Origin of the sequence: Pseudomonas sp. NFX98 (assembly GCF_047784845.1) — a bacterium.
In the GTDB taxonomy this organism is placed as follows: Bacteria; Pseudomonadota; Gammaproteobacteria; order Pseudomonadales; family Pseudomonadaceae; genus Aquipseudomonas.
The window spans coordinates 1-20,283 of the sequence record NZ_JBLNNF010000011.1 but is presented as its reverse complement, the minus strand read 5'-3'; the positions used below and the strand labels follow the sequence as shown (position 1 = coordinate 20,283).

At 59.2% G+C, this 20,283-nt stretch carries 20 protein-coding genes, 4 tRNA genes and 1 pseudogene; 17 read left to right on the top strand and 8 right to left on the bottom strand.

All coding sequences use genetic code 11. From position 1 onward, the window contains the following. The first annotated feature begins 27 nt into the window (after nt 1-27). The gene (locus ACM110_RS15970) at nt 28-720 is read left to right on the top strand and encodes a response regulator (protein ID WP_416128539.1); all 693 of its coding nucleotides are present in this window, start codon (nt 28-30) and stop codon (nt 718-720) included. A gap of 121 nt (nt 721-841) precedes the next feature. Here ACM110_RS15970 and ACM110_RS15965 read toward each other — a convergent pair whose 3' ends face one another. Then, the gene (locus ACM110_RS15965) at nt 842-1,882 is read right to left on the bottom strand and encodes a patatin-like phospholipase family protein (RefSeq protein ID WP_416128538.1); all 1,041 of its coding nucleotides are present in this window, start codon (nt 1,880-1,882) and stop codon (nt 842-844) included. A gap of 221 nt (nt 1,883-2,103) precedes the next feature. Between ACM110_RS15965 and ACM110_RS15960 the strand changes: the two genes are divergently transcribed. From ACM110_RS15960 to ACM110_RS15950, 3 genes are all read left to right on the top strand, one after another. Continuing rightward, nucleotides 2,104-2,382 carry a hypothetical protein gene (locus ACM110_RS15960; protein WP_338585426.1) on the top strand — a complete coding sequence of 93 codons (279 nt, stop codon included), beginning with the start codon at nt 2,104-2,106 and terminating at the stop codon, nt 2,380-2,382. Nucleotides 2,383-2,428: 46 nt separating this feature from the next. Continuing rightward, nucleotides 2,429-3,196 carry a CHAD domain-containing protein gene (locus ACM110_RS15955; RefSeq protein WP_416128537.1) on the top strand — a complete coding sequence of 256 codons (768 nt, stop codon included), beginning with the start codon at nt 2,429-2,431 and terminating at the stop codon, nt 3,194-3,196. A 219-nt stretch (nt 3,197-3,415) separates the two neighbouring features. After that, entirely contained in the window at nt 3,416-4,213 is a 798-nt protein-coding gene (locus tag ACM110_RS15950; protein ID WP_338585428.1) for a thioesterase family protein, read from the top strand. Here ACM110_RS15950 and ACM110_RS15945 read toward each other — a convergent pair whose 3' ends face one another. Next, nucleotides 4,214-4,579 (bottom strand): Mpo1-like protein, encoded by a 366-nt coding sequence (locus tag ACM110_RS15945; protein ID WP_416128536.1) that lies wholly within the window; start codon nt 4,577-4,579, stop codon nt 4,214-4,216. A gap of 127 nt (nt 4,580-4,706) precedes the next feature. Then, nucleotides 4,707-5,246 carry a TetR/AcrR family transcriptional regulator gene (locus tag ACM110_RS15940; RefSeq protein WP_416128535.1) on the bottom strand — a complete coding sequence of 180 codons (540 nt, stop codon included), beginning with the start codon at nt 5,244-5,246 and terminating at the stop codon, nt 4,707-4,709. Nucleotides 5,247-5,398: 152 nt separating this feature from the next. Here ACM110_RS15940 and ACM110_RS15935 point away from each other — a divergent pair, with 152 nt between their 5' ends. The 3 genes from ACM110_RS15935 (at nt 5,399) to ACM110_RS15925 (ending at nt 9,832) form a co-directional block, all read left to right on the top strand. Further along, nucleotides 5,399-6,595: an MFS transporter gene (locus ACM110_RS15935; RefSeq protein WP_416128534.1), complete on the top strand. Its 1,197-nt coding sequence runs from the start codon at nt 5,399-5,401 to the stop codon at nt 6,593-6,595. A 118-nt stretch (nt 6,596-6,713) separates the two neighbouring features. Further along, entirely contained in the window at nt 6,714-7,865 is a 1,152-nt protein-coding gene (locus ACM110_RS15930; protein ID WP_416128533.1) for a TDT family transporter, read from the top strand. A gap of 98 nt (nt 7,866-7,963) precedes the next feature. Further along, nucleotides 7,964-9,832, top strand: a complete 1,869-nt coding sequence (locus ACM110_RS15925; protein ID WP_416128532.1) for an MFS transporter — start codon at nt 7,964-7,966, stop codon at nt 9,830-9,832. 119 nt (nt 9,833-9,951) lie between these two features. Here the strand turns inward: ACM110_RS15925 and sugE are convergent, their stop codons facing one another. The 3 genes from sugE to rdgC all read right to left on the bottom strand — a co-directional run bounded on the left by sugE (nt 9,952) and on the right by rdgC (nt 12,428). Continuing rightward, on the bottom strand, nt 9,952-10,266 hold the full coding sequence (gene sugE, locus ACM110_RS15920) for a quaternary ammonium compound efflux SMR transporter SugE (RefSeq protein ID WP_027922462.1): 315 nt from the start codon (nt 10,264-10,266) through the stop codon (nt 9,952-9,954). Between the two features lie 118 nt (nt 10,267-10,384). Next, on the bottom strand, nt 10,385-11,350 hold the full coding sequence (locus tag ACM110_RS15915; protein ID WP_416128531.1) for a bile acid:sodium symporter family protein: 966 nt from the start codon (nt 11,348-11,350) through the stop codon (nt 10,385-10,387). Nucleotides 11,351-11,507: 157 nt separating this feature from the next. Further along, on the bottom strand, nt 11,508-12,428 hold the full coding sequence (gene rdgC / locus ACM110_RS15910; protein WP_008060875.1) for a recombination-associated protein RdgC: 921 nt from the start codon (nt 12,426-12,428) through the stop codon (nt 11,508-11,510). 159 nt (nt 12,429-12,587) lie between these two features. On the opposite strand from rdgC, the gene ACM110_RS15905 reads away from it, so the two are divergent. The 4 genes from ACM110_RS15905 to ACM110_RS15890 all read left to right on the top strand — a co-directional run bounded on the left by ACM110_RS15905 (nt 12,588) and on the right by ACM110_RS15890 (nt 13,125). Beyond that, nucleotides 12,588-12,663: transfer RNA gene (locus ACM110_RS15905), tRNA-Val, on the top strand. A 19-nt stretch (nt 12,664-12,682) separates the two neighbouring features. Beyond that, nucleotides 12,683-12,759: transfer RNA gene (locus ACM110_RS15900), tRNA-Asp, on the top strand. A gap of 198 nt (nt 12,760-12,957) precedes the next feature. Further along, nucleotides 12,958-13,033 (top strand) — tRNA-Val (locus ACM110_RS15895). 15 nt (nt 13,034-13,048) lie between these two features. Then, a tRNA-Asp gene (locus ACM110_RS15890) sits at nt 13,049-13,125 on the top strand. A gap of 97 nt (nt 13,126-13,222) precedes the next feature. On the opposite strand, the gene ACM110_RS15885 is transcribed toward ACM110_RS15890, so the two are convergent. Together ACM110_RS15885 and ACM110_RS15880 are read right to left on the bottom strand one after the other, a co-directional pair. Next, nucleotides 13,223-14,359 (bottom strand): catalase family protein, encoded by a 1,137-nt coding sequence (locus ACM110_RS15885; protein WP_416128530.1) that lies wholly within the window; start codon nt 14,357-14,359, stop codon nt 13,223-13,225. 28 nt (nt 14,360-14,387) lie between these two features. Further along, a complete protein-coding gene (locus ACM110_RS15880) occupies nt 14,388-16,190 on the bottom strand; it encodes a di-heme-cytochrome C peroxidase (RefSeq protein ID WP_416128529.1) in 1,803 nt (600 codons plus the stop codon). 269 nt (nt 16,191-16,459) lie between these two features. Here ACM110_RS15880 and ACM110_RS15875 point away from each other — a divergent pair, with 269 nt between their 5' ends. From ACM110_RS15875 to ACM110_RS15850, 6 genes and pseudogenes are all read left to right on the top strand, one after another. Then, complete coding sequence (locus ACM110_RS15875) at nt 16,460-17,173, top strand: FKBP-type peptidyl-prolyl cis-trans isomerase (RefSeq protein ID WP_338585439.1); 714 nt, start codon at nt 16,460-16,462, stop codon at nt 17,171-17,173. Between the two features lie 293 nt (nt 17,174-17,466). Continuing rightward, entirely contained in the window at nt 17,467-17,922 is a 456-nt protein-coding gene (locus ACM110_RS15870) for a YkvA family protein (RefSeq protein WP_416128528.1), read from the top strand. Nucleotides 17,923-18,036: 114 nt separating this feature from the next. Continuing rightward, nucleotides 18,037-18,378, top strand: a complete 342-nt coding sequence (locus ACM110_RS15865) for a helix-turn-helix transcriptional regulator (RefSeq protein WP_338585441.1) — start codon at nt 18,037-18,039, stop codon at nt 18,376-18,378. Next, entirely contained in the window at nt 18,375-18,746 is a 372-nt protein-coding gene (locus tag ACM110_RS15860; RefSeq protein ID WP_007945207.1) for a hypothetical protein, read from the top strand. The genes ACM110_RS15865 and ACM110_RS15860 overlap by 4 nt, the downstream gene beginning before the upstream one ends. Next, entirely contained in the window at nt 18,747-19,154 is a 408-nt protein-coding gene (locus tag ACM110_RS15855) for a sel1 repeat family protein (RefSeq protein ID WP_416128527.1), read from the top strand. Nucleotides 19,155-19,364: 210 nt separating this feature from the next. Beyond that, a pseudogene (locus tag ACM110_RS15850) lies at nt 19,365-20,283 on the top strand (type IV secretion protein Rhs); the annotation flags it as partial.

Below are 20,283 nucleotides of genomic sequence, written 5' to 3'. Positions count from 1 at the left end.
GCCACCTCTTTGTGTTGACGTGAATTCATGAGCCAGACCGCGACCATTTTGGTCATCGATGACGAACCGCAGATCCGCAAATTCCTGCGCATCAGCCTCGCTTCTCAAGGCTACAAAGTGCTGGAGGCCGGTACCGGCAGCGAAGGGCTGGCCCAGGCTGCGTTGAACAAACCGGACTTGCTGGTGCTCGACCTCGGTTTACCGGACATGGACGGCCAGCAGGTTCTGCGCGAGTTCCGCGAGTGGTCGACGGTGCCGGTGCTGGTGCTCTCGGTGCGTGCCGGCGAAGGGCAGAAAGTCGAGGCGCTGGATGGCGGCGCCAATGACTACGTGACCAAGCCCTTCGGCATTCAGGAGTTCTTGGCGCGGGTACGTGCGCTGTTGCGTCAGGCGCCGGTGGGCGAGGCGCAGCAAGCGGCGTTGACCTTCGGTCCGCTGACGGTGGACCTGGCTTATCGCCGGGTATTGCTCGAAGGTGTCGAAGTTGCGCTGACCCGCAAGGAATACGCAGTGTTGGCGCAACTGGCGCGGCATCCCGGGCGGGTCATCACCCAGCAGCAATTGCTCAAGGACATCTGGGGGCCGACCCATACCGAAGACAGTCACTACCTGCGGATCGTGGTCGGGCACCTGCGGCAAAAACTCGCGGACGATCCGACCCAGCCACGGTTTATCGTGACCGAGGCGGGGGTGGGGTATCGGTTGTTGAGTGAGGGGTAGTCTTTAGTTTTGTGTTGTCTGACCCGGCGTCATCGCGAGCAAGCTCGCTCCCACAGGAGAATGCATTCCAATGTGGGAGCGAGCTTGCTCGCGATGACGCCGGTACATTCACTCGAGAACTTCAAGAATCCCGCTCATTCTCATACCGGTCCAACGTATCCCGCGCAATCTCCCGTCCCAGCGCGATCAATTCCGGCGCCTTGTAGAACTCGAAAAACCGGCACACCCGCTTCGGCACGTTGATCAAAACGTCCGGCGGATACCCGGCAATCTTGTACTGCGCCAACGAAGTCTGCATCACTTCGAAACTCTGGTTGATCAAGTCCAGCAAGGACGCCGGGCCGACGTTGTCGATGATGAACGACCCGGTGGCGGACTTCGGCGCGCCTTCGCGTTCCGGGGCTGCAGCCGGTTGTTGGGCTTCCGGTGCGGCGGATTCGACCCAAGGGTTGATCTCGGCCGCTTCCGCCATCAACGCCTCTTTCTCCAGCAGCAGTAATTGCTCGGCCTGTTTGCGCCGGAATGGCATCTTCGAACCGAGGGAGTTAAGCAGGCTGTTGAAACGACTCTTGAACGCGGCGGGGCGCTGGATTACCGGCAGTTGATAGTGACGCTGGTTAGTGGAGTTGAGGTTGACCGCGATGATCAGATCGCAATGACTCGAGACCACCGGCACGATCGGCAACGGGTTGAGAATACCGCCATCCACCAGCATGCGATTGCCCTGCATCACCGGGGTAAACAGGCTGGGAATCGCCGCCGAGGCGCGCATCGCCTGATGCAGGCAACCTTCCTGGAACCAGATTTCCTGCTGGTTGGTCAGGTCGGTGGCGACCGCAGTGTAGGGAATGCGCAGGTCTTCGATATTGATCTCGCCGACGATCTTGCGGATCTGCCCGAAGACCTTTTCCCCACGGATCGCCCCCAGGCGAAAACTGACATCCACCAGACGCAACACGTCGAGGTAATCCAGGCTCTCGATCCAGTCGCGATATTCATCGAGTTTGCCGGCGGCGTAGATCCCGCCGACCACCGCCCCCATGGAACAACCGGCGATACAGGCGATATCGTAGCCACGCCGTTCGATCTCCTGGATAACGCCGATATGGGCATAACCCCGGGCTCCACCCGAGCCCAACACCAGTGCGACACGCTTTTTCATGAATCGCCCTCGTTTGAATGGTTCAACAATGCACCCATCGAGGGGCACGCTTCAATCGTCAAGGTCGCTTGGCACAGCGAACGCGTCGTTTTTTCGACACTTGATGGCGGCGGATGGTTATTCTCGCCAGCGCTACAGTTTGCGCGGGCGATGGACGGCACTTTTCACGCGCCAGACCGTCCTACGTGCATGACTGTTTTCCTATCTTTGAGGAGTGAGTGATGAAAGCCTGGATCTGTGTGCCGCTGATAGCCCTGGCACTCGCCGGTTGCGCCGGTAAAACCGCTTATCGCGACAGCTGCGGCAGCAACCTCGATGCTGCATGGCATGAACTGGACCTGGCCAAGGCTGAAGGTTTCGCCGGGAACGTCAGTTACTCCAAGGCCTTGTCGCTGCTGACCGCGGCCAAGACCCAACAGCAATTCGAAGGCTTCGAAGGTTGCACCAAAAAAGCCGAGAAGGCGCGCTTCTATATTCGTGAGTCACGCGCCGGCCGTTGAGGCATGATGCAGGGCTACACGGGACATTCGAGACAGGGAGCAAGTGATGTCGGCATTGGTGGATCGGTTAGTGGCTCATGTCTTGGGCCTGGAAGTTCGTGTACTGGCCTGTCAGGCGCGTTTAAGTGCGCGTACCGACCCTGAAGCCTTGCATGACCTGCGCACCACGGTGCGCCGTTTGCGCAGTCTGTTGCGGCCATTGCGCGGATTGCCCGGCGTCGAGCAACTGGAAGCGGCGGCCTCCGGCGTCGGCGACCTGACCACGCCGTGGCGCGATCGTGAAGTGTTGGCGGCTTACTTGCTAAAGCACGACCAACCCGAAGCCGCGCAGCGCCGGTTAGCGCAGATGGCCGAGGCTTATCCGGCGGTTGCGACCAGTACCGAGCTCGCGCAATTGCTGGTCATTCTTGATGCCTTTCCACGTTTTTTGCGGGCCTCTCAACGTCAGGGTTTGCTCAAGGGATTGGGTAAACGCATTGAGAAACGCCTGGGCAAACAGTGGAAGAAACTCGACGAAGCCCTGCACGATCCCGCCCATGACCGCCATCGTTTGCGCCTGCTGATCAAGCGCGTGCGCTATGGCATCGATGCCTATCCTGAACTGGATCGCTTGCCGAAAGCGGCGATGCCCCGATTGAAATCGGCACAGGGCGCTTTGGGCGACTGGCACGACTGCCTGCAATGGCTGGCCATTGCCGAGCAGGAAGCCGATTTGCAACCCTGTGTCGCAGTCTGGCAAGCCACCATGATCAAGGCCGAACAACGCGCCGACCGCGTGCTGGACAAGCTCAGCGCAGACTGCTTCAAATCCTGAAGAAACCATGACCCTTTGTAGGAGCTGCCAAAGGCTGCGATCTTTTGATCTTTGCACAGATGACATTGCCAGGATCAAAAGATCGCAGCCTTCGGCAGTTCCTAAATAAAACCACACGTCAGCGGCCCATCTGTCAGTCAATTTGGCCGGAATGCGCGCTGTACAGCATTCGCCGGCTGGTTAAGATCCCTTCATCCTTTTCCCGCACCTGAGGTTTTCATGCGCTTCTCCGATCTGCTCGACGCCGTCCGCCGCCAGCCGCTGGAGTTGTCTATCCCGGCCTCTTGGGCGCAGGGCCGCGCCAGTTTCGGTGGTTTAGTGGCCGCTTTGCAGTACGAAGCCATGCGCGCAAAAGTCCCGGCGGATCGACCGGTGCGTTCGCTGGCGATTACTTTCGTAGGCCCCGTCGAGCCGGAAGTGCCGGTCAGTTTTGAAGTCGACGTGCTACGCGAAGGCAAGGCTGTCAGCCAGGTGCTGGGGCGGGCGATGCAGAAGGGGCAGGTCGTGACGTTGATCCAGGGCAGCTTCGGCGCTTCGCGTCCCTCGGAAGTGGCGGTGAAATCAGAGCCCGCGCCCGAGATGAAGCATTGGGACGACTGTCAGGAACTGCCTTTCATCGAGGGCGTCATCCCGGAGTTCATGCGGCACCTGGCGATGCGCTGGAGTGTCGGCGGCTTGCCGTTCTCCGGCAGCACGTCTCGCCAGATGGGTGGCTGGGTACGCTTGCGCGGTGATGTGAAGGAAGAGGCGGTCAGCGAGGCGCACATCCTCGCGCTGGTAGACGCCTGGCCTCCGGCCGTAATGCCGTTCCTGAAGAAACCGGCGATGGGCAGCACGCTGACCTGGACCATCGAGTTCGTGCAGCCGTTGCTGGAATTGAGCACGCTGGACTGGTGCAAATACCTTGTGGAAACCGAGCACGCCGCCGACGGCTACGGCCACGCTGCAGCCAAGATGTGGGACGCTGAAGGTCGATTGATTGCCATGAGCCGGCAAACGGTGACAGTGTTCGCCTGATCAATGACGGCGGTGGCGCTCACGCCAGGCGCGCCACCAGCCGCCACTGAGGAAAAACCTAGGGAAGGTCAGGAACTGCTCGACCATCAAACGCGAGATCGCGTCTTTACGATCGCTGAACGGCTCGGAGGCTTCAACCTCCAGGCTATGACCATGACGCTGCAGACCGAGCGCGGCGATCACGCCGATGATGCCGATGGCGAAGTTCGCCAGATTCAGGCCGAACACCCCGGACACAATCAATAGAAACGCCACGATGAACAGCGGCACGGCAATCAGGTGCAACACCAGATTGGTCGGGTGCTGGTGATTGTTCGGGTAGGCGCGCCATTGCCAGGCGGGAAGGTTGGGATGACGTTTGCCCATGATGCTGATCCTCAAGTCCATGTTGAACACATGCTTGAAGAATAGGCCCGCTAAATGCAGGCGGCGAATCGAGCTTGGCTATCGAAGTGATAGGCGCCATGGGCAATCTTGATGCTGGCGTCGGCCGCTATGGCTGACTCAAGGCGATCTCGACCAACCGATGCAACTCCTCGGCCTCCAGCGGCGCCTCGGAAAACAGAATGCGAAACACGATAGGGGCCGCGACCAGGTTGATCAGTCGATCAACACCAGGTTTTGGCTCATCCGGATAGCGATCGAGAATGACCTGCAACTGCCCGCCAATGATCGTCGCGCAATAGCTCGGCTTGAGGCTCGATTGCACGTCGCGCAGCATGTTGCGACCGGGCGCGGAGCTCATCTCGTCCAGATATTGCTCCGCCCAGGCGCGCACATCGCCGGACAAGCTGCCGGTGTTGGTCGATTCCGTTTCCGGTTGCATGCGGGCGAGCGCAACGTCCGCGAGCAACGCCGACAAATCACCCCAACGCCGATAAATGGTCGAGGGCGTAACGCCTGCGCGTGCTGCGATCTGCGGCACCGTCACGCTGGCGCGGTCCTGCTCTTCGAGGAGTTCGCGCACGGCGGTATGAACTGATTCTTGCACCCGGGCGCTGCGGCCACCGGGGCGTAAAGTGGGAGCGGTCATCACGTAGTTCCTGTCTCGCGCCGGGGCCTGTGTCGACAGAACGCCGGTTCTGAAAAGCAATGCATCGGACCTTAACACAAAGAATTTGCTTTAAGCGCAAACCGGTAGCACACTCCGCAAAAGCAAAAAATTAGCTTTTGCGGAGAGTGTCCATGTCCAGTTCCCGTTCTAACCGTGCAAGCCTGTGGTTCCTGGCGATCACCTTGCTCAGTTTCCTGGCAGCGTCCACTGCGCCGACGCCGTTGTATCACTTGTATCAAGAGCAACTGCAATTCTCGTCTGCCGTGCTGACCCTGATTTTCGGCGTGTACGCCCTCAGCCTGCTGGCGGCACTGCTGACGGTCGGTTCGCTCTCGGACTTTCTTGGGCGCAAACCGGTGATCTTCACGGCAGTGATGCTCAATGCCGTGGCGATGCTGTTGTTCATCTACGCCGACAGCGTCACGTGGCTGATCAGCGCCCGAGTACTCCAAGGCTTCGCCACCGGCATAGCGACTGCTGTGCTGAGTGCAACGCTGCTGGACACCGATCGCCAGCAAGGGCCGTTGATCAACAGCGTGGCCCCGTTGATCGGCATGGCGCTGGGCGGATTGGGATGCGGTTTGCTGGCGCAGTTTGCGCCGGCGCCGTTGCACTTGACCTATTGGCTACTGCTGGCTTTGTTCGCGATACAGGCTTTGTATGTCTGGCGGTTGCCGGAAAGTGTCTCGTCACAACCCGGCGCCTGGGCCTCGTTGCGGCCAACCCTGCATGTGCCGGTTCAGGCGCGTTCTACGTTGTGGCGGGTGCTGCCGCTCAATACCGCAACCTGGGCGCTCGGCGGTTTTTACGCATCCCTGGCACCATCCTTGGTGCGCACCGCGACTGGCTCGACGTCGAACCTGATCGGCGGCGCGACTGTCGCCGCACTGACTTTGACGGGCGCGTTGATGATCTACACGTTGCGCAATCGGGCTGCCGCCAGATCGTTGCAGTTGGGGGCGAGTCTGCTGCCGATCGGCCTGATCCTGATTTTGCTGGGTGTGCACAACGCGAGCCTGACGCTGTTTTTCCTTGGCACCCTCATCGCCGGGTGTGGCTTTGGCGCCGGCTTCCTCGGCGCCGTGCGCAGTCTGGTGCCGTTGGCCTTGCCCCATGAACGGGCCGGGTTGATGTCGGCGTATTACGTGCTCAGTTATCTGGCGTTCTGTCTCCCGTCGCTGCTGGCCGGTAACCTCACGCACACCTTTGGGCTGGTCACCACTACCGATGGTTATGGAGCGGTGTTGATCATCCTGTCCCTCAGTGCCTTGTTCGCATTGATGCGCCAGCGCTCGGTCAGCGCTTGCAGCGCTACCGGACAGCCATAAAAAAGCGGTTGCTGTTTGTATCTACAAAATAGATAACAGTTAGAGATATTACCCGTTATATAGATATTCGATCCGGATCTATGATGGGCTCCACCTCACAAGAGGACAGGAGTTCGCCATGACATGCCCCAACATCGCCAAGCCCGGCATCAAACCTTTCAGCCACTTGCAGCATCCGCGCGAGGTGATTCGCCAGTTCACTCCGAACTGGTTTGCCGCCACCATGGGCACCGGCGTGCTGGCCCTGGCGCTGGCGCAATTGCCCATCGGCAATTCCGTTTTGCACGGCATCGCCGAAGCCCTTTGGCTATTCAATATCTTTCTGTTCCTGTTGTTCACGACACTGTACGCGGCGCGTTGGCTGCTGTTTTTCGATGAGGCGCGGCGGATTTTCGGCCACTCCACGGTTTCGATGTTTTTCGGCACCATTCCCATGGGCCTGGCGACCATCATCAACGGCTTTTTGCTGTTCGGTTTGCCGCGCTGGGGCGAAGGCGTGATTCAACTGGCCGAGGTGCTGTGGTGGCTGGATGTGGCGATGTCTCTGGCATGCGGGGTGCTGATTCCTTACATGATGTTCACCCGCCAGGAGCACAGCATCGATCAAATGACTGCCGTCTGGCTGCTGCCAGTGGTGGCAGCTGAAGTGGCGGCCGCCAGCGGTGGCCTGCTGGCGCCGCATCTGGACGACGCCCATTCGCAACTGGTGGTGCTGGTAACCAGCTACGTGCTCTGGGCATTTTCCCTACCGGTGGCATTCAGCATTCTGACGATTCTGCTTCTGCGCATGGCGCTGCACAAATTGCCCCACGAAAACATGGCCGCTTCCAGTTGGCTGGCATTGGGGCCGATCGGCACCGGTGCGCTGGGCATGTTGCTGTTGGGCGCCGACGCTCCGGCAATCTTCGCCGAGAATGGCATGGCGGGCATCGGTGAAATTGCGGCCGGGTTAGGTCTGGTCGCGGGTATCACCCTGTGGGGCTTCGGCTTGTGGTGGATGCTGATGGCGGTGCTGATCACTTTGCGTTATCTGCGCGCCGGCATACCTTTCAACCTTGGCTGGTGGGGCTTCACCTTTCCGTTGGGCGTCTATTCCCTGGCAACGCTGAAACTGGCCAGTACCTTGAACCTGACGTTTTTCGCGGTCTTCGGCTGCCTGCTGGTGGCATTGCTGGCGGTGATGTGGCTGATCGTCGGCAAGCGCACGCTGCAAGGTGCATGGCGCGGTGAGTTGTTTGTGTCGCCATGCATCGCAGGTTTGAAGAAATAACCTGCGAAGTTTAGGTAATGTGTGGCCTGGATCGACGATCGACATTCCAATCAAAGAACCCAGGCCACTCTTTACCCAACATCAGGGACACATGGACGATGAGTCACCCCTCACAATTCACCTTGCTGCGCACCCGGCGTTTCCTGCCGTTCTTCGTGACCCAGTCCCTCGGGGCGTTCAACGACAACATCTTCAAGCAGTCGTTGATCCTCGCCATTTTGTACAAGCTCACCATCGAAGGTGACCGGTCGATCTGGGTCAACCTGTGTGCGCTGCTGTTCATCCTGCCGTTCTTTCTGTTCTCGGCGCTGGCCGGGCAGTTCGGGGAAAAATTTGCCAAGGACGCCTTGATCCGTCTGATCAAACTCGGGGAAATCGTCATCATGGCGGTCGGCGCGGTCGGCTTCATGTTCGATCACCTGTCGCTGATGCTGTTGGCGCTGTTCGCCATGGGCACGCATTCGGCGCTGTTCGGTCCGGTGAAGTATTCGATCCTGCCGCAAGCGCTGCGTGAAGATGAGCTGGTCGGTGGCAACGGTCTGGTGGAAATGGGCACCTTCCTGGCGATTCTGGCCGGGACCATCGGTGCCGGGATCATGATGTCGTCCAGTCATTACGCGCCCGTGGTTTCTACCGCGATCATCGGCATCGCCGTGCTCGGTTACCTGGCCAGTCGCAGCATTCCGCGGGCAGCGGCGGCGACGCCGGAAATGCGCCTGAACTGGAATATTTTCAGCCAGTCGTGGGCCACGCTTAAGCTGGGCCTGGGGCAGACTCCAGCGGTATCGCGCTCGATAGTCGGCAACTCGTGGTTCTGGTTTGTCGGGGCGATTTATCTGACGCAGATCCCGGCGTACGCCAAGGAATGGATGCACGGTGACGAGACCGTGGTGACGCTGATTCTGACGGTGTTCTCGGTCGGTATCGCCGTGGGTTCGATGCTCTGCGAAAAACTGTCCGGGCGCAAAGTCGAAATCGGCCTGGTGCCCTTTGGTTCGTTCGGCCTGACCGTGTTCGGTTTGCTGCTGTGGTGGCATTCCGGCGGAATTCCGGACAGCGTTGCGGGGCATGGCTGGATCGAAATTCTCGGCTTCGGCCACACCTGGCTGGTGTTGCTCGACATCCTCGGACTCGGCGTGTTCGGTGGCTTCTACATCGTCCCGTTGTATGCACTGATCCAGTCACGCACTGCCGAGAACGAGCGGGCGCGGGTGATTGCCGCCAACAACATTCTCAACGCGTTGTTCATGGTGGTGTCGGCGATTGTCTCGATCATCCTGCTGAGCATGGCCAAGCTGTCGATCCCGCAGTTGTTCCTGGTGGTGTCGTTGCTCAACATCGGCGTCAACGCCTACATCTTCAAAATTGTCCCCGAGTTCACCATGCGTTTCATGATCTGGCTGCTCAGCCATTCCATGTACCGCGTGCAGCATCGCAATCTTGAATTGATACCGGACGAAGGCGCCGCGTTGCTGGTGTGCAACCACGTTTCGTTCGTCGATGCCTTGCTGATTGGCGGTGCGGTACGTAGGCCGATTCGCTTTGTCATGTACTACAAAATCTACAACCTGCCGGTGCTGAACTTTATCTTCCGTACGGCGGGGACGATTCCGATTGCGGGACGTCACGAAGACATCCAGATCTACGAAAAGGCCTTCACGCGCATTGCCCGGTATCTGAAGGACGGCGAACTGGTGTGCATTTTCCCCGAGGGCAAGTTGACGGCTGATGGCGAGATCAATGAGTTCAAGGGCGGGCTGACGCGGATTCTTGAAGAGACTCCGGTGCCGGTGATTCCATTGGCTTTGCAGGGGTTGTGGGGGAGCTTCTTCAGCCGCGATCCGGGTAAGGGATTGTTTCGCCGGTTGTGGTCGCGGGTGACGTTGGTGGCTGGGCCGGCTGTTGAAGCGGTTGAGCCTGCGGAGTTGCAGCGCGTGGTGGGTGAATTGCGGGGCACCGTTAGATAGTCGGTGTCTGTGCCGGCCCTATCGCGGGCAAGCCCGCTCCCACGTTCTAGGTCGTTCACAATATCGGCACACAATACAGAACCTGTGGGAGCGGGCTTGCCCGCGATGGGGCCAGCCGCTTAAGCGCTGACCTTCAGCCCAACCAACCCGGCAATAATCAACGCCACACTGGCCAGTCGAAACAATGCCATCGACTCACCAAACAAAATGATCCCGGCAATCACCGTGCCGACGGCGCCCACGCCAGTCCAGATCGCATAGGCCGTGCCCAGCGGTAATTCCTTCATGGCAAGGCCCAGCAAGCCAAGGCTGATGGCCATGGCGGCGACGGTGAGGGCAGTTGGGAGGGGACGGCTGAAACCGTCGGTGTACTTCAGGCCGACGGCCCAGCCGACTTCGAACAGGCCGGCGAAAAACAGAATGATCCAGGACATGAAGACCTCCATCGATTGACGGGGTCGTCCCCAGATTAATGACTCGATCGAGCCGCGAGGTCGTCCCCGCGTTGCGCAATAGAGTGCCCAGCATTAACCCGGGGATCAAGTTTTTGAATCAGTCAGTGGCCTGCTGAGCGGCTATTTCGCGATCTTCTTTCTCGCTCATGCGTCGGAAATACGTCGAGAGCAGCGCCCCGGAAATATTGTGCCAGACGCTGAACAATGCGCTCGGTACCGCCGCCAGCGGCGAGAAGTGCGCACTGGCCAGGGCGGCGCCCAAACCGGAGTTCTGCATACCGACTTCCAGTGCCAGGGATTTGCGCTGAGCCAATGGCAGCTTGAATACGCGACCGGTGAAGTAACCCAGCAGGTAGCCGAAGCTGTTGTGCAGCATGACCACGGCCATGATCAGCAGGCCGGATTCGGCGATCTTCGCCTGGCTGGCGGCGACCACGGCGGTGACGATGATCACGATGCTCACTACCGATACCAGCGGCAGCACGTCCACCGCGTGACGCACCTTGTCGCCAAGCAGGCGCTGGGCAACCACACCCAACACGATCGGCAGCAGCACCACTTGCAGGATCGACCAGAACAGTTCCATGAACGACACCGGCAACCAGGCCGAAGCCAGCAACCAGATCAAAGCCGGGGTCAGCAGCGGGGCGAGGAGGGTGGTCACGGCCGCGATGGCCACTGACAGCGCGAGATCGCCACGGGCGAGCCAGGTCATCACGTTCGACGACGTGCCGCTTGGGCAGCAGCCGACCAGGATCACACCGACGGCGATTTCCGGTGGCAAATGGAACGCCTGGCAGAGCAACCACGCTACGCCGGGCATGATCACGAAATGCGCCACTACACCCAAAGCCACGCGCCACGGATGACGGGCGACTTCAGCGAAGTCTTCAAGCTTGAGTGTCAGGCCCATCCCGAACATCACCAGGCCCAACAGCGGCACGATGGCGCCTTTGAGGCCGATGAACCACGCCGGTTGCAGGAACGCCACGACAGCGAAAATCAGTACCCAGTAAGCGAAGGTGTTGCCGACAAAACGACTCAATGCAGCCAGTGCGCGCATGGCTTGTTCCTTGTTATGTGAAAGCGTAGGGAGCTAAGCATACGCCTCTCGCAAAAAAAGATCGCAGCTGCGGCAGCTCTACATTGGAATGAATTTCCCTGTAGGAGCTGCCGCAGGCTGCGATCTTTTAAAGACGTCGACTATCCGGGAGAAAAAATCAGATCCCTTGCGGAGTCTCTTCCCCACCCAACGCTTCAACCAGCGCCGGCAGGAAGTCGCCGAAGGTCAGCATCATCAAGGTGAAGCTGGCATCCAGTTGGCCGAGAGCTTCGTCGCCACCGTCCTGTTCCGCCTGGTCTTGCAACAGGTCTTCGAACTTCAGGCGCTTGACCACCATCTTGTCGTCGAGGACGAAAGACAGTTTGTCCTGCCAGGCCAGCGACAGCTGAGTGACCACTTTGCCAGTGCTCAGGTGCAACTGGATTTCTTCGCTGGTCAGGTCCTGGCGCTTGCAACGCACGATGCCGCCGTCTTCGTGGGTGTCGCGCAGTTCGCACTCGTCCAGCACAAAGAAATCGTCCGCGGCTTTCTGGGTGGTGACCCATTCGGTCATGGTCGCGGTCGGCGACATTTTCACGGTCAGCGGGCGTACCGGCAGGGTGCCGATCACTTCACGCAGAGTGGACAGCAAGTCTTCGGCGCGTTTCGGGCTGGCCGAGTTGACCAGGATCAGACCTTGTTTCGGCGCGATGGCAGCGAAGGTCGACGAGCGGCGAATAAAGGCACGCGGCAAGAAGGCCTGGATGATCTCATCCTTGATCTGGTCGCGTTCCTTCTTATAGACCTTGCGCATTTGCTCGGCTTCGATCTCTTCGACCTTTTCCTTCACAGCGTCACGCACGACGCTGCCCGGCAGAATGCGTTCTTCCTTGCGCGCGCTGATCAGCAGGAAGTCACCGCTGACGTGCACCAGCGGCGCATCTTCGCCCTTGCCGAACGGTGCGACGAAACCGTAGGTGGTCAACTCCTGGCTTGCACATGGGCGCGCCAGTTTGGTGGCCAGTGCAGTTTCCAACGCCTCGGCATCAACAGGCAGATCTTGGGTCAGGCGATAGATAAGCAGGTTTTTGAACCACATGGGGTGAGTCTCTCCTTTATACAAAGGCGGGCATTATTGTCCTCCGTGTGCCATAGGCCAACCCTTCTCTAAGCCTTTGGAAGGCATCAGAAAATTAATTAAAAAAGTGCTTGCCAGAGGTAGGGTCGCTCCGTAGAATGCGCGCCACACCGAAGCGAAGGGTGATTAGCTCAGCTGGGAGAGCGTCTGCCTTACAAGCAGAATGTCGGCGGTTCGATCCCGTCATCACCCACCATTCGTTTCATGTGTTACGCGCAGCGGTAGTTCAGTCGGTTAGAATACCGGCCTGTCACGCCGGGGGTCGCGGGTTCGAGTCCCGTCCGCTGCGCCATATTCGGTAACCTGGAACACTGAACGCCAGGTCACCACGGAAAAACCCGCTGAAGCGGGTTTTTTTCTGCCTCAAGTTTGACTGTTGTTCCTGCGGGATGCGTCGTTTCACCGGTTTTTAGATTTTTTTGATAAAACTTCAATTAAATCAACACTTTATAAAAACCTGTGGCATAATGTGCCCCGCAACGAAGGTAAAGGGTGATTAGCTCAGCTGGGAGAGCGTCTGCCTTACAAGCAGAATGTCGGCGGTTCGATCCCGTCATCACCCACCACTCTCAACGCTACGCGCAGCGGTAGTTCAGTCGGTTAGAATACCGGCCTGTCACGCCGGGGGTCGCGGGTTCGAGTCCCGTCCGCTGCGCCATATTCGGTAACCTGGAATACTGAACGCCAGGTCACCACACAAAAAGCCCGCTTAGTGCGGGCTTTTTGCTGTCTGGAGTTTGGCTTTTCCTGCGGGATCATTGCCCGGCATTGCGCGCGTGGCGGTAATCGCTGACGGCTTCGTAGACGGCTTTGCGCAGGCGGTTGATGCCGCCGATCGGGCGATGCGCTTCAAGGCCGAACCATGGATTGAAGGACTGGTTGTCGCATTGCAGATTCAGCGCCGGCGTATCGAAATCCTGTGCCGGTACTTTGATCCGCGCCACGGTCTGGAACGGCGCATCCTTCTCGCTCCATTCAATACTGGTGTCTTCGATCGGCATGTACTTGTTCGCGTCCTGACGCTGGATCTGCAGTACAAAGCATGCGGGCACCCGATCGGTCGACAACTGTTGGTTCAGCGCGCTGCGCAGGAAGTTGGGCAACTTCTGGTTTTGCGCAGGCAGGTTGTAAGCCGGGCAGTTTTCCGGGTCGGGCATCACACGAAACTTGGCATTGGCCTCGCCGAATTTGTACGGCGAAACCGAAAAATAGGTGGTTTGGGTCGGGCTCGACGGAGCAGGGGACAGCGTCGCCAGGGCGATAAACAGGTGACGAACCTGCCAGCTACGCGGATCCCAGCCCGGAAAGAACGCCATCATCTTCTTGCCATCCGCCTGAGCAGCGACGTTCTGACGATACTCGGCGACATCGCTGACGAAGAAGTTCGGATGGCTGAACATCACGAAGTCCTGGTCGCCTCGTTGCTGCTGGTCGCTCAGCAGTTGCTTGCCCGGCACATCGAGCAGCTTGATCGCCATACCCCGGGCATCGCGGATGCTGTCGAACTGTGGATAAGCGTTGCCGTTGGACAGGCGCATCGTCGCCTGCCAGGTTTTACCGGGCTCGCTGAACACTCCCTGACGCAACTCGCCTGCCAGCTCCGGCAACACCTGCACTTCGGCTCTCACACAACCGTGGGCCTTGGCATGGGCATCGCGCAGATAGCGGGTGCTTTCGCGGTGTTGGTCGACGATACGCACGGCGGTCTGAATGATGTCCTGAGTCATCGCCGCTTCGCCGTCCGGGATCAGTTCTTGCGCTGATACCGGTCCACGGTGTTGCCAGGCAAACCACGCCGTGGCCAGCGCCCAGCCGAGAAGCCCAAGCGCCAACAACCACAGCAGCGTCTTGCCGAGAAAAGCGCCCAGGCGCAGCCAGAGGGTCTTCAACATGCAGAAATCCTTTCGTTAAGAACCAGGGTCACGGCAGTTGCGACTCCAGCGGGCCGCCCAGCACCTTCAAATACTCCAGCAATGCCCAGCGTTCCTGCGGTTGCAGCAGGCGGCCGATCACGCCGTTTCCGAGCTTGCCGGAGCGGAATTCGTGACCGCTGTTGTGGTTGCCGGTGATGCGCGTGTCGAACAGGAATCCGTTGGTAAAGGCTTCGGTGCGATAGCCCAGGTGTTTCGGGTCGTACTCGAACGTGCCTTTGTAGAACGTCGTTGCGCGCTCATCCTGCGGCGAGAGCAGTTGATAAATGCTTGGCACCGAACCGTTGTGCAGAAACGGCGCCGTCGCCCACACCCCCGCCAGTGGTCGAGCCTTGTAGGCGCGCAGCTCGCGAACACCGATTGACAGACCGAAGCCATCCATCTCCGGACTCTCGGCCGGGGTGATGCCGGCTTCACGATAAGCGCGGTTCTCGACAAATGCGGTGACATACGCCAGCCCCTTGGCCACCGACATCTGGCTCATATCCAGCGGTTCGGTGGGTTTGGGATCGACATCCAGCTTTTCCAGCTCCGCCTGATTCCATTGCAATGCCGTCAGGTCGAAGCGGTGGTCGGCGATATTGTTGGCGGCGCCGGGATCGGTACCGATGTGGTCCACCGGGATCATTTTCAGGTGTTGTACGTATCGGCCTTCGCCTTGCGACACTCGGGGTACGTGGCAGCCGGCGCAATTCTCGGCGAACAGTGCGCGGCCTTTGGCGGCAAGGGGCTTATCGATTGTGCCCAGCAATGTCTCTGGCCAGGCGGGCGGTTCGAGCCGTTGCAGGGTCTCTTCAATCAGGTGCAAATCGCGGACACGCACACTGGAGGGGTAACGGTCATCACCCATCAGTGGCTGGCGATTTTTGTCGAAGAAGTTAAGCGTGGCGCCGACGCCCAGGGCTTCACCAATATTGCGTGCCATCGGCTGCTGCGCCGAGCCGTTCCACTGCACCCAGTCGAAGGTCCACATGTCCCATAACTGCGGATAGTCAACGGGGGCATTGGCCACGCGGTAGTTGGCGGGGGAGATCGCATCGCCGAAGCTGGCGTTGGCAATGCGCCCGAAGGCGTCGGTACGTCCCGGGCCTTCTTCGGTAGGATAGAGTCCGCGATGTGTGTCGTTCCAGGCCACTTTCAGGAAAGTGTCGAGGGAGCTTTTGAACTCCTTGCGCAGTTGCTGGTGTCGGACGTCGTAATCAGCGCCCAGGACTGTGCGGGCGAAGCGTTCGAATTTCCATGGGTTGTAGTAAGTCGAGGTCAGACTCGCCACCAAGGCCTGTCCGAAACTGCCACCCTTGAGTGTAGGAACGCTGGAAGGCAAAACATGCTGTGCAGAACCGCCGTCGATACGCACGGCCTGACCTTTGAAGCGCAGTTCTCCGGTGTGGCAGGCGGCGCAGGTAATATCCAGAAACGTATCCGGGCTGCCGGGGTTCTGATGCCGGGCAAAGCCCACGGGCAGGTTGCCGGGGTTGTTCGGCGTGGGTTTCTGGCCGGGGTCGATCAGGAAGCCGAATCGCGCGAGATATTCGGGGGCGGCGAAGCGCTGTTGCGAGAAGGGCAGTTCGAGCGCGGTGAACCAGTCGTAGCGCAAGCCTTTGACCTGAGTGCCCTGAGGCGTGAAGTAATACGCCTCGCGGTCGGCAGCGCTCCATTGCTCCAGGTAATGCACCTGTTGCGCGGGCGTCCAGAGCGGCAGTTTCGGGTTTACGACGTAGTACAAAACCACGGCCAGGCCCAGCCCCAGCAGCACAATGATCAGAACCAGCAAGCGGAATAAGAGGCGCAAGATGAACATCCTTGTCGATTTGTTCTGCCGTTATGCCTGAGTCCCCGATAAGCGGCAAGTGGCCATTACGCCAGATGCCGTGGGACAAGGAAGCGGCCTTCGTAAGAGGCAGATGACAGAAGTTTCATCATCCCCACCTGCGAAAGCGTTTAAACACCTGAACTTATCGGAAATCTCCGGCTCTCATGCCGGTAGCCATTGGTCGTGGCCGCCTGATAAGCTCGCGGCTTTACTCGATTGCCCTTTAGGCGCATGAACAAGGAAATAGCATGAAACAGCATCGGTTGGCGGCGGCGGTGGCCCTGGTAAGCCTGGTACTCGCGGGTTGCGATTCGCAGACCAGCGTAGAGCTGAAAACCCCGGCGCAAAAAGCTTCCTACGGCATTGGTCTGAACATGGGCAAGAGCCTGGCTCAGGAAGGCATGGATGATCTGGATTCCAAAGCCGTAGCCCAGGGCATCGAAGATGCCGTCGGCAAGAAAGAGCAGAAACTCAAAGACGAAGAGTTGGTTGAAGCGTTCGCCGCACTGCAAAAGCGTGCCGAAGAACGTATGGCCAAGATGAGCGAAGAGTCGGCAGCCGCCGGCAAGAAATTCCTCGAAGAAAACGCCAAGAAAGCTGGCGTCGTGACCACTGCTTCGGGCCTGCAGTACGAAGTGGAAAAGAAAGCTGATGGCGCTCAGCCTAAGCCGACTGACGTAGTGACCGTTCACTACACCGGCAAGCTGACCAATGGCACCGTATTTGACAGCTCCGTCGAGCGCGGCAGCCCGATCGATCTGCCGGTCAGCGGTGTGATCCCGGGTTGGGTCGAAGGCCTGCAACTGATGCACGTCGGCGAGAAGTACAAGTTGTACATTCCTAGCGAACTGGCTTACGGCGCGCAAAGCCCAAGCCCGGCAATCCCGGCCAACTCGGTGCTGGTGTTCGACCTGGAACTGCTGGCGATCAAGGATCCATCCAAAGAAGACGCCGCCAAGTAATCAGCGTCTGCTTTGAAAACAACGCCCCGCTTATGCGGGGCGTTGTTGCATCTGGGGTCTGGCGCGGGTAAACAAAGCGAACAGATGCTGCCGGCTGGAGTCATAGCCATTGTGGGACCGTCGCTAACCGCGCCGGACCAGCAAGTCAATGAAATATTGGGTTTTTTTTGATGAGTAAAAAACGCCCGATCTAAGCTCGGCCCTTGTATTACGGGGCTTTCAGACGTGAAAAGTAGCTCTGTTCACAAGGTTATCCACAATTTGTGTGGATAACATTTACATGGGAGTCATCCATGAAAGCACCCTGGAATTTCGCTCGTTTCCTGCCACTGGCCGGACGCCTGCTCGCACGTGGGCGCTTGCCGACCTTGTTGTTCGCGGTGGCCAGCAAAGGTGCCAGCCAAGGTAACCGGTTGGGCAAACTCAAGGACGACTTGCGACTATTGCAGGCACTTTGTCTGGCGTACTGGCGTGGCGAGTACCGGGCCATCAGCCCCAAGGCGCTGATATCAGTCGTTGCCGGCCTGATGTATTTCCTCAGCCCGGTAGATGCAATTCCGGATTTCCTTCCGCTGTTCGGCATGATCGATGACATCGCCGTGCTGGCCTGGCTGATGAAAGTTCTCGACGATGAACTCAACGCGTTCCGCGCCTGGCGCAAACGTCAGGTCCCGGAAAAGCTCGCAGTGGTCGAGCGCCTGCCTGATACGCCAGAGCAACTTCGCCTTCAGAGACCGAAAAAAAGCTAAGCCAATTCAGCCTCATTCTCAGATAGATAGCCCCCGCGACCTTAGCCGCTGTTAGGATTACACTTCTAGGGAAAAGTGCCGACTCGCTAAGTGTTGTTGTCCTACGGGGTAGTCATGGATATTCAGATAATTACACGCGAAGGCGAGCCCGAATATGCGGTTCTGCCATGGGCTCAGTATCAGGCTCTACTGAAAGCAGCAGGCATCAACGAAGCACCGTCGCGTCCGGCCCCAGCGCCGCTGGCGACAACTCAAGACCCGATTCTTCCAGGTCTTGATCAACTACGCAGTTTGCGCGAAGGGAAGGGCATCGCCATCGAGGCGCTCGCCCGCACGGTAGGCATCAGCCCGTCTTACCTGGCCATGATCGAAAGTGGCGAGCGTCTGCCCGACGCCGCGATTCGCCGCAGCCTGGCCTGGGAATTGACGGTGCCAGGGTGGAGGGATGAATCGTGAGCGTGCGCATCAGTCGTCATCATTGGGACGGATTGCTGGGCGAACTGGATCAGGCGCGCCGTCAGCGTCACCTCCTGACTTATCGGGCATTGCTGGAACGTTTGCAGTTGCCTACGCCAGCCATGCAAACCCTGACCGCCGCGCTGGAACATCTGGCGGCGCTGGACGCCAAGGCCGAGCAGCCGTTGCGCAGTTCGCTGGTGATCAGCCAGGGCGCGAGCCGCCTGCCTCGCACCGGTTTTTTTGAGTGTGTCGAGCGCCTCGGGCGGTTTTCCGGTCCGTCCGATGGTGTCGCTGCCGCTTCCTGGCATGCTTCGGAAGTGGTGCGGGTATTCGAATACGAGTACCCCGAGTCGGCAGAGGCTTGAGTGTTTTTTCGACTCAAGGCGCAGGCCAGTTACTGGTTGGCGCGTAGGCTGTTTCACTGGCAGTGGTTTGTACGCCAACCGCGTGGCTGGAGCTGGCTGGAAGGTCAGTTCGCCCGTATGGCGAACCTCGGCGATGTCGGCGCCCAGAGCTTCTATGGTCACATCCTGACCTTTCGCGGTGTGGGTCTGGGAGCGCGAGAAGAAGGTGTTCGCCTGCTGCGTCTGGCGGCATTGGCCGGTGATGGCAAAGCGGCCTACCAAGTAGGTGTGATCAGCCTCGCCGGGAGCCCGAGCAAGGCACCGGACCCGGCTGAAGCGGCCAGGTTCTGGGAGATTGCCGCCAAGGCCGGGCATCCACTGGCACAGATCAAACTGCAAGAATTGGCATCTCGCGATTCTGCACAGTAAATACCGACTTATCTGACAAACAGCGTGGCGTAGGGACCGATCCCTACGCCACGTTTTGGTTTTAGCGAATCGCCCTACATCAACATCATCCTTGCCTGACTTCTTTCCTCGCTGATCCCCAGCAAAGTCCCTTGCGCCAAATTTCCTGCGCGAAGGATTGCTTATGTTCGACCCGGTTTTTTACCCGGCTCCGTTCCTTTCGGTGGGCTGATGGATCACATCACCCGCATCGAGCACGAACTCGACAGTTTCCCGGACACCCTGACGCTCTACCGCCAACAGCTCAAACGCTGGTTCAGCCAGGCCGCCGACAAGCTCAGCCGCGCCACCGACATGCCCTCACTGATGGACATGGAGCGGGTGATCAAACTGGGCAACACCCGCACCGTGGTCAGCAGCACCGACGACGATTTTATTTCGACCGTTGCGCAGTGTCCGCAAGGCGGAACCCTGCTGATCGAGAGCAAGTTCGAGTCGGTGTATGACGTTCCGCTGGGCAATATTCAGGTCGATGTAATCGCGGTGGAGGGTGGCGAGTCGACGCCGGTCACGCTCGATGAAAACGGCAAGGGGCAGTTCAGGGGAGAGGCGGACAAGTTCTATCGCGTGCGTGTGCAGAACGAGGTGACACCGCAGCAGGTTGATGAGCTGTTTTCCTCGTATGACGGCCTTGGCCAGTCACTCGAAACCTGGCTGCGTAGCGAGTGGGATGAGTTCAAGCCTCGGTGGTCGCAGTCGACTTCGGCCGCCGTGGGTAACGGTTTGCTGGCCGGCAGTTGGGCAGCCATTGAGGGCGTGTGGGACGGCATCAATCTGCTCTCGGACATGCTGCAGGACCCCGGCAAGTTTGCTGATCGGCTGGGCAGCGGCGTCGAGCAGCTGAAGACACTGGCGGAAGAAACGCCCGAAGCCATGGCCAGACTCCAGCTGCTGGTCAGCGATGAAGCGGCGCTGTGTCTGCTGTTGCGCACGGCCAGTCTTTGGCTGGAGATGCTGCCGCCGAGCGTGATTGCCGGCGAAACCGCCAAGGCCGTATCGATGCGGGTGGTGGAGTTGCTGATCGACATTCTGATCGCCGTCGTCCTGACCTTCGCCACGGCGGGGGCGGGAGTTGCCTATCTGGCGATCC

Excerpts from the sequence above, each read along its gene's own strand:
- ACM110_RS15960 (WP_338585426.1), top strand. The coding sequence starts at position 2,104 with ATGAAAGCCTGGATCTGTGTGCCGCTGATAGCCCTGGCACTCGCCGGT.
- ACM110_RS15945 (WP_416128536.1), bottom strand. The coding sequence starts at position 4,579 with ATGGGCAAACGTCATCCCAACCTTCCCGCCTGGCAATGGCGCGCCTAC.
- ACM110_RS15950 (WP_338585428.1), top strand. The coding sequence starts at position 3,416 with ATGCGCTTCTCCGATCTGCTCGACGCCGTCCGCCGCCAGCCGCTGGAG.
- ACM110_RS15885 (WP_416128530.1), bottom strand. The coding sequence starts at position 14,359 with ATGTTGAAGACCCTCTGGCTGCGCCTGGGCGCTTTTCTCGGCAAGACG.
- ACM110_RS15930 (WP_416128533.1), top strand. The coding sequence starts at position 6,714 with ATGACATGCCCCAACATCGCCAAGCCCGGCATCAAACCTTTCAGCCAC.
- ACM110_RS15935 (WP_416128534.1), top strand. The coding sequence starts at position 5,399 with ATGTCCAGTTCCCGTTCTAACCGTGCAAGCCTGTGGTTCCTGGCGATC.
- ACM110_RS15940 (WP_416128535.1), bottom strand. The coding sequence starts at position 5,246 with ATGACCGCTCCCACTTTACGCCCCGGTGGCCGCAGCGCCCGGGTGCAA.
- ACM110_RS15865 (WP_338585441.1), top strand. The coding sequence starts at position 18,037 with ATGGATATTCAGATAATTACACGCGAAGGCGAGCCCGAATATGCGGTT.
- ACM110_RS15970 (WP_416128539.1), top strand. The coding sequence starts at position 28 with ATGAGCCAGACCGCGACCATTTTGGTCATCGATGACGAACCGCAGATC.
- ACM110_RS15965 (WP_416128538.1), bottom strand. The coding sequence starts at position 1,882 with ATGAAAAAGCGTGTCGCACTGGTGTTGGGCTCGGGTGGAGCCCGGGGT.
- ACM110_RS15955 (WP_416128537.1), top strand. The coding sequence starts at position 2,429 with ATGTCGGCATTGGTGGATCGGTTAGTGGCTCATGTCTTGGGCCTGGAA.
- rdgC (WP_008060875.1), bottom strand. The coding sequence starts at position 12,428 with ATGTGGTTCAAAAACCTGCTTATCTATCGCCTGACCCAAGATCTGCCT.
- ACM110_RS15915 (WP_416128531.1), bottom strand. The coding sequence starts at position 11,350 with ATGCGCGCACTGGCTGCATTGAGTCGTTTTGTCGGCAACACCTTCGCT.
- sugE (WP_027922462.1), bottom strand. The coding sequence starts at position 10,266 with ATGTCCTGGATCATTCTGTTTTTCGCCGGCCTGTTCGAAGTCGGCTGG.
- ACM110_RS15925 (WP_416128532.1), top strand. The coding sequence starts at position 7,964 with ATGAGTCACCCCTCACAATTCACCTTGCTGCGCACCCGGCGTTTCCTG.
- ACM110_RS15870 (WP_416128528.1), top strand. The coding sequence starts at position 17,467 with ATGAAAGCACCCTGGAATTTCGCTCGTTTCCTGCCACTGGCCGGACGC.
- ACM110_RS15875 (WP_338585439.1), top strand. The coding sequence starts at position 16,460 with ATGAAACAGCATCGGTTGGCGGCGGCGGTGGCCCTGGTAAGCCTGGTA.